Raw genomic sequence first — 5,560 nt, 5'->3', positions numbered from 1 at the left:
TCATCTGGATTGATCTTTTGCAAAGCAATACGTAACTCATCAGTTTGGGTGAGCATATCAAACTGCTTAACGGTGCGAACCGGTGTTTCAACCATACCTGTGCTGCTGTTTTCTAGTTCATGTAATTTGTGCTTTGCTTGTTGAATAACCGGTTTGGGCACACCTGCAAGTTGAGCGACTTGCAAGCCGTAACTCTTGTTGGCGGCGCCTTCTTGGACGGCATGCATAAAACGAATGTTATCGTCGTGCTCAACCGCGTCTAAATGCACATTGGCGAGCTCAGGTAGGGCATCGGCTAGGCGGGTTAATTCGAAATAGTGGGTCGCAAACAAGGTATAAGATTGCAGCTTTTGCGCCAAGTACTCAGCGCAGGCCCAAGCCAACGATAAACCGTCGTAAGTGCTGGTTCCACGGCCTATTTCATCCATGAGTACCAAACTATTTGAGGTGGCATTATTAAGGATATTGGCAGTTTCGGTCATCTCTACCATAAAGGTAGAGCGGCCAGAGGCGAGATCGTCAGAGGCGCCGATACGCGTAAAAATACGATCGATAGGGCCAATCTGTGCATTTTCAGCGGGTACAAAACTACCAATGTAAGCCATTAAAACAATCAGCGCTGTTTGACGCATATAGGTTGACTTACCGCCCATATTTGGACCGGTGATAATCAGCATACGGCGTTTGGGGTTAATCGCGATAGGGTTGGCGATGAACGGATTTTTCATCACCTGTTCGACTACTGGATGACGGCCTTGGTCAAAGTGAATACCGCTTTGCCCGTTTAAATTAGGGCAGTGGTAATCTAAGGTGTCGGCGCGCTCAGCTAAGTTAGTCAGCACGTCAAGTTCGGCTAAGGCGTCGGCACTTTGCATCAAGCGGCCAAGCTCTGGCATCAAAATATCAAATAGCTCGTCATATAATCGTTTTTCTAAGGCCAGTGAGCGGCTTTGGCTGGTAAGGACTTTGTCTTCGTGTTCTTTTAATTCAGCCACGATAAAGCGTTCGTTGTTTTTTAAGGTTTGACGCCGAATATAATCAGCGGGCACCAAGTGCGCCGAGCTGCGACTGACTTCAATAAAAAAGCCATGCACTTTGTTGTAACCGACTTTGAGACTAGAGATGCCGGTGCGATCTTTTTCGCGTTGCTCCAATTCGTCTAAATAATCGGTGGCGCCTTGGGATAATGCCCGAAGCTCATCTAATTCTGCGTTGTAGCCGGTTTTTATTACCCCACCATCACGAATCAATATCGGTGGTGACTCTTCAATGGCGGCGTCGAGTAAATCAGCGAAACCAGGAAACTGACTAATGTCAGTGGCTAGTTGCGTTAGCCCAGCGTTGGCATGTTGCGCTGACTCGTCGCTAATAAAACATTGTATCTCAGGCAGTAATTGAAAGGCCTGGCGTAAACGAGCAAAGTCCCGCGGCCGTGCAGAACGCAGCGCTAAACGTGCTAATACGCGCTGCATATCGCCAACTTGCTTAAGTAACTGTTGCAGCTGGGGATAATCGGTATTGATTAATGAACGGATAGTGTTTTGTCGTGTTTTTAATTTTTGTACATTAGTTAATGGCCGATGCAACCAGCGCTGTAATAAACGGCTGCCCATGGGTGTTGAGGTATTGTCGAGCACACTGGCTAGGGTATGTTCACGGCCACCTGAGAGGTTTTGGGTTAGCTCAAGATTTTTGCGCGTAGCCGCGTCCATTAATACAGTATCACTGGCCACTTCTAACTCAATTTTACGAATATGAGGTAGGGCCGCGCGCTGGGTGTCTTTAACATATTGCATAACGCAGCCAGCGGCGCATAGCGCAGTTTGGCTGTTGTTTACCCCAAAGCCGCTAAGCTCTTTGGTGCCAAATTGCTGGTTTAGTAGTTTAAGTGAGGTGTCGTAATCAAATTCCCACTGTGGGCGGCGGCGCAAACCTTTGCGTGCATCTATCAATGCAGGGTAAGCAAAATTTTCTGGGTAGAGTAATTCAACCGGATTGGTGCGCTGAATTTCCGCAGCGAGGGCTTCGATGTCTTGCGGTTCACAGATGGCAAAGCGTCCGGTTGTTACATCTAAAGTGGCATAACCAAAATACTCTTTTTGAGCCTGCTTTACTGCCACGATGGCGGCCAATATATTATCTTGTTTATCTTCTAATAAGGCCTCATCAGATACCGTGCCTGGGGTCACAATACGCTGTACTTGACGCTCGACTGGGCCTTTGCTGGTGGCAGGGTCGCCAATTTGTTCAACAATAGCCACCGATTGGCCGAGTTTTACCAATCGGGCTAAGTAGTTTTCAACCGCATGATAGGGCACCCCAGCCATGGGGATGGCATTACCGCCTGATTTACCCCGTGCGGTTAGAGAAATGTCGAGTAATTCAGAGGCCTTTTTGGCGTCGTCAAAAAACAATTCATAAAAGTCGCCCATACGATAAAACAGGAGTATGTCAGGATGCTGAGCTTTGATACTCAGGTATTGCTGCATCATCGGTGTGTGGGTTTGTAAGGCAGGACTGATTTGGCCTTGCTCTGAACTTTTATTCAACGTCATAATATGAATACTTTCTTATTGTTAAGGGGCAAACAAATAACCTGCCCACTGACTAGCGACTTAGGCGTGCACTATGAATCATGAAATAGACCAACTTTCTGCATTGTTGGGCCAAAAATTACTGGCCAAAAACTGGACAGTAACATGCGCAGAATCCTGCACCGGAGGGGGCATAGGATACGCTATCACCAGTATTTCTGGAAGTTCAACTTGGTTTAAACAGGCATACATTACCTATTCAAATGAAGCAAAACAGCAGCTATTGGGCGTGTCTGCTCAGACCTTAAACGATTTTGGTGCGGTATCTGAGCAAACCGTGTTAGAAATGGCTGCAGGCGCGGCAAAATTAGCCCAAGCAGAGCTTGCCGTTGCGGTTAGCGGTATTGCAGGCCCAGATGGAGGGAGCGCAGAAAAACCAGTGGGTACGGTTTGGTTTGGTTTTTATGTGGATGGAAAAGTGACTGCGCTCAAACAACTATTTAAGGGGAATCGTCAGCAAGTGAGAGAAAAATCCATTGAGTTTTGCTTGTCAAAAGTGTTGAAGATGATTTGATCCGCGGGACATATTCCATTAGCTAAGTGCAAACCTAAAGGCTAAGTGACCGTCACCGCCCCATGAAAGTCGAGTTAATCAATACGACCTTCAAAGGGCGATGTTGGATACTGTTAGCCTTCTTTTTCAATAACGGCAATCCACTGCGGCCAAATGCCCAATTGGCCAATGGCTAATTTAATACAAACTAACAGTGGTACGGCTAACAGCACGCCAAACGCGCCCCATAGCCAACCCCAAATCACCAGCCATAGCACCACAACAAGTGGGTTTAAGCGCATATTGCGGCCGAGCACCGTAGGGGTCACAAACTGTGACTCGATGAGGTTTAAACCAAAATAAACCGCGGGCGGCATCAGAGCCATCCACTCTAAACCGTACTGAGTAACGCCGGCTAAAGACAATATAGCCATACCAATCACACTGCCTACGTAGGGGATAAAGTTTAATAATGCCGCTAATACCCCCCATAACAAGGCATCTTCTACACCCAATAGCTTTAATACAACGGCAGTACTGGCCCCTAAGGCTGCATTAATCAAACTGATTGTGCCGATATAGCGCGATAGTTCTACTTGGATGGTGGTGGCTAAATGAATGGCTTGCTCACGCTTACTGTCTTCATTCAGCCCGTTGACATAAGCTTGAAACAAACCTGGGCCAAATATCAGCAAAAATAAAATAAGGACTAAGCCCGTGAACACTTGGGCTAAAAGCAGCGGTGTGGCGGCTAACATGCTGACTAATACTTCTAAGCTTCCTTGCTTAATTCGCTCGGTCACCATGTTTTCTTCTTCTGTTTCTTGTTGCTCTTCGGTTTCGTCGTCTAGCCAGCCAAAAAAAGTAAACCGAGATTTTTCTTTAGGAGGGGGCGTGGTGCCTTGGGTTTCTTCACCCTGAATCGCTGAATTAATCGACTCTAATTGTTCATTCAAACTCTTTGAAAGTTGCGGTAGAAGTTGTGCCCATTTTTGCACCGGTTGGGCTAATTGCACCCCCAAAAAGCTAAAAGGTGCAATTAATAAGGTAACAAGTAACAGCGCCGATACCAAACGCGGCACGTGAGCGCGTTTAAACAAGGTGACTAAAGGACTGATCAACAAGGCGAGTAAAAAAGTCGCAATCAAGGTCAGCAATAAGGTTTGCGCAAAATATAAGGTATACAGTATGGCTAATACGGCTAACCAATTAAGGGCGGCTGTGCGGCTGAGTTTTTTGGCTAAGGCCTGTTCGTTTGCAGTGGAGCCTTGCTCTGAACTTTGCATATTCATTCAAATCCTAATTTTGATGGTGTATTCGCTTAAGGGGCTTGGTGGAGTATCTACGAATAAACACTAAACAAGAAATATGCCGTCATTGAAAAATGCCATGACTGGTCTTTCTCCTCTTTTAATCCGTGTGCTTTGCGAAAAACGCATCAATTTATAATTTGAGCACAGCGCGCAGTTATGCATATATTACAGACTCGTGTGTAGAAAAAATGCACAGTGCAGTAGGAAGGCGTCAAAAATTGGTAACTGGATATGACGCTGGTATCAGTAAAATATCGCAAGAAGACGAAAAAATTTTTAAATCTGCTTGTAACTGTATAACCATACAGTATACTTCCGCCATAATTTAAAATAATGAGCAACTCTAATCGGGTTGTGCACAGACAGCAACAAGGATTTTTTATGGATGACAATAAAACTAAGGCGTTAACTGCGGCTTTAGGTCAAATTGAAAAACAATTTGGTAAAGGCGCCATTATGCGTCTAGGCGATAATAACGCACTAGACATTGATACCATTTCAACGGGTTCACTTACTATTGATATTGCCCTTGGCATAGGCGGTTTACCTTGTGGCCGTGTGGTTGAAATTTACGGTCCAGAATCTTCAGGTAAAACAACATTGACTTTGCAAGTTATTGCAGAAGCGCAAAAAGCCGGTAAAACCTGTGCTTTCGTTGATGCTGAGCATGCTCTTGATCCCTTATATGCCAAAGCGTTGGGCGTAAACATCGACGATTTACTCGTGTCGCAACCTGATACGGGTGAGCAGGCATTAGAAATTTGTGACATGTTAGTGCGCTCGGGTGCGGTAGATGTGGTGATTGTTGACTCGGTTGCCGCATTAACACCAAAGGCTGAAATTGAAGGTGACATGGGTGACTCACATATGGGCTTGCAAGCTCGGTTAATGTCACAAGCCTTACGTAAACTAACTGCCAATATTAAACGGTCGAATACCTTGGTTATTTTCATTAACCAAATCCGGATGAAAATTGGTGTGATGTTCGGTAGCCCCGAAACCACAACGGGCGGTAATGCACTTAAATTTTATGCTTCAGTGCGTTTAGACATTCGTCGCATTGGTTCGATTAAAGAAGGCGATGAAGTGGTTGGCAGTGAAACCCGTGTAAAAGTCGTCAAAAATAAAGTGGCACCGCCCTTTAAACAAGCTGAATTCCA

At 45.6% G+C, this 5,560-nt stretch carries 4 protein-coding genes; 2 read left to right on the top strand and 2 right to left on the bottom strand.

Going from position 1 to position 5,560, the window contains the following annotated elements; translation table 11 throughout:
• A partial coding sequence (gene mutS, locus NWQ57_RS03690) for a DNA mismatch repair protein MutS (RefSeq protein ID WP_306020713.1) occupies positions 1–2,555 on the bottom strand: 2,555 nt, incomplete at its 3' end.
• Between the two features lie 73 nt (positions 2,556–2,628).
• Here mutS and pncC point away from each other — a divergent pair.
• The gene (gene pncC / locus NWQ57_RS03685) at positions 2,629–3,108 is read left to right on the top strand and encodes a nicotinamide-nucleotide amidase (RefSeq protein ID WP_306020712.1); all 480 of its coding nucleotides are present in this window, start codon (positions 2,629–2,631) and stop codon (positions 3,106–3,108) included.
• A gap of 113 nt (positions 3,109–3,221) precedes the next feature.
• Here the strand turns inward: pncC and NWQ57_RS03680 are convergent, their stop codons facing one another.
• Positions 3,222–4,379 (bottom strand): AI-2E family transporter, encoded by a 1,158-nt coding sequence (locus NWQ57_RS03680; protein ID WP_306020711.1) that lies wholly within the window; start codon positions 4,377–4,379, stop codon positions 3,222–3,224.
• Between the two features lie 402 nt (positions 4,380–4,781).
• On the opposite strand from NWQ57_RS03680, the gene recA reads away from it, so the two are divergent.
• The coding region (gene recA, locus NWQ57_RS03675; RefSeq protein WP_306020710.1) for a recombinase RecA at positions 4,782–5,560 on the top strand (779 nt) is incomplete at its 3' end.

The organism is Paraglaciecola sp. (assembly GCF_030730205.1).
GTDB lineage: Bacteria > Pseudomonadota > Gammaproteobacteria > Enterobacterales > Alteromonadaceae > Paraglaciecola.
This window is presented reverse-complemented; position numbering and strand designations above follow the sequence as displayed.

What these genes read in the sequence shown, in the direction of transcription:
- NWQ57_RS03680 (WP_306020711.1), bottom strand. Translation starts at nt 4,379, where the DNA reads ATGAATATGCAAAGTTCAGAGCAAGGCTCCACTGCAAACGAACAGGCC.
- pncC (WP_306020712.1), top strand. Translation starts at nt 2,629, where the DNA reads ATGAATCATGAAATAGACCAACTTTCTGCATTGTTGGGCCAAAAATTA.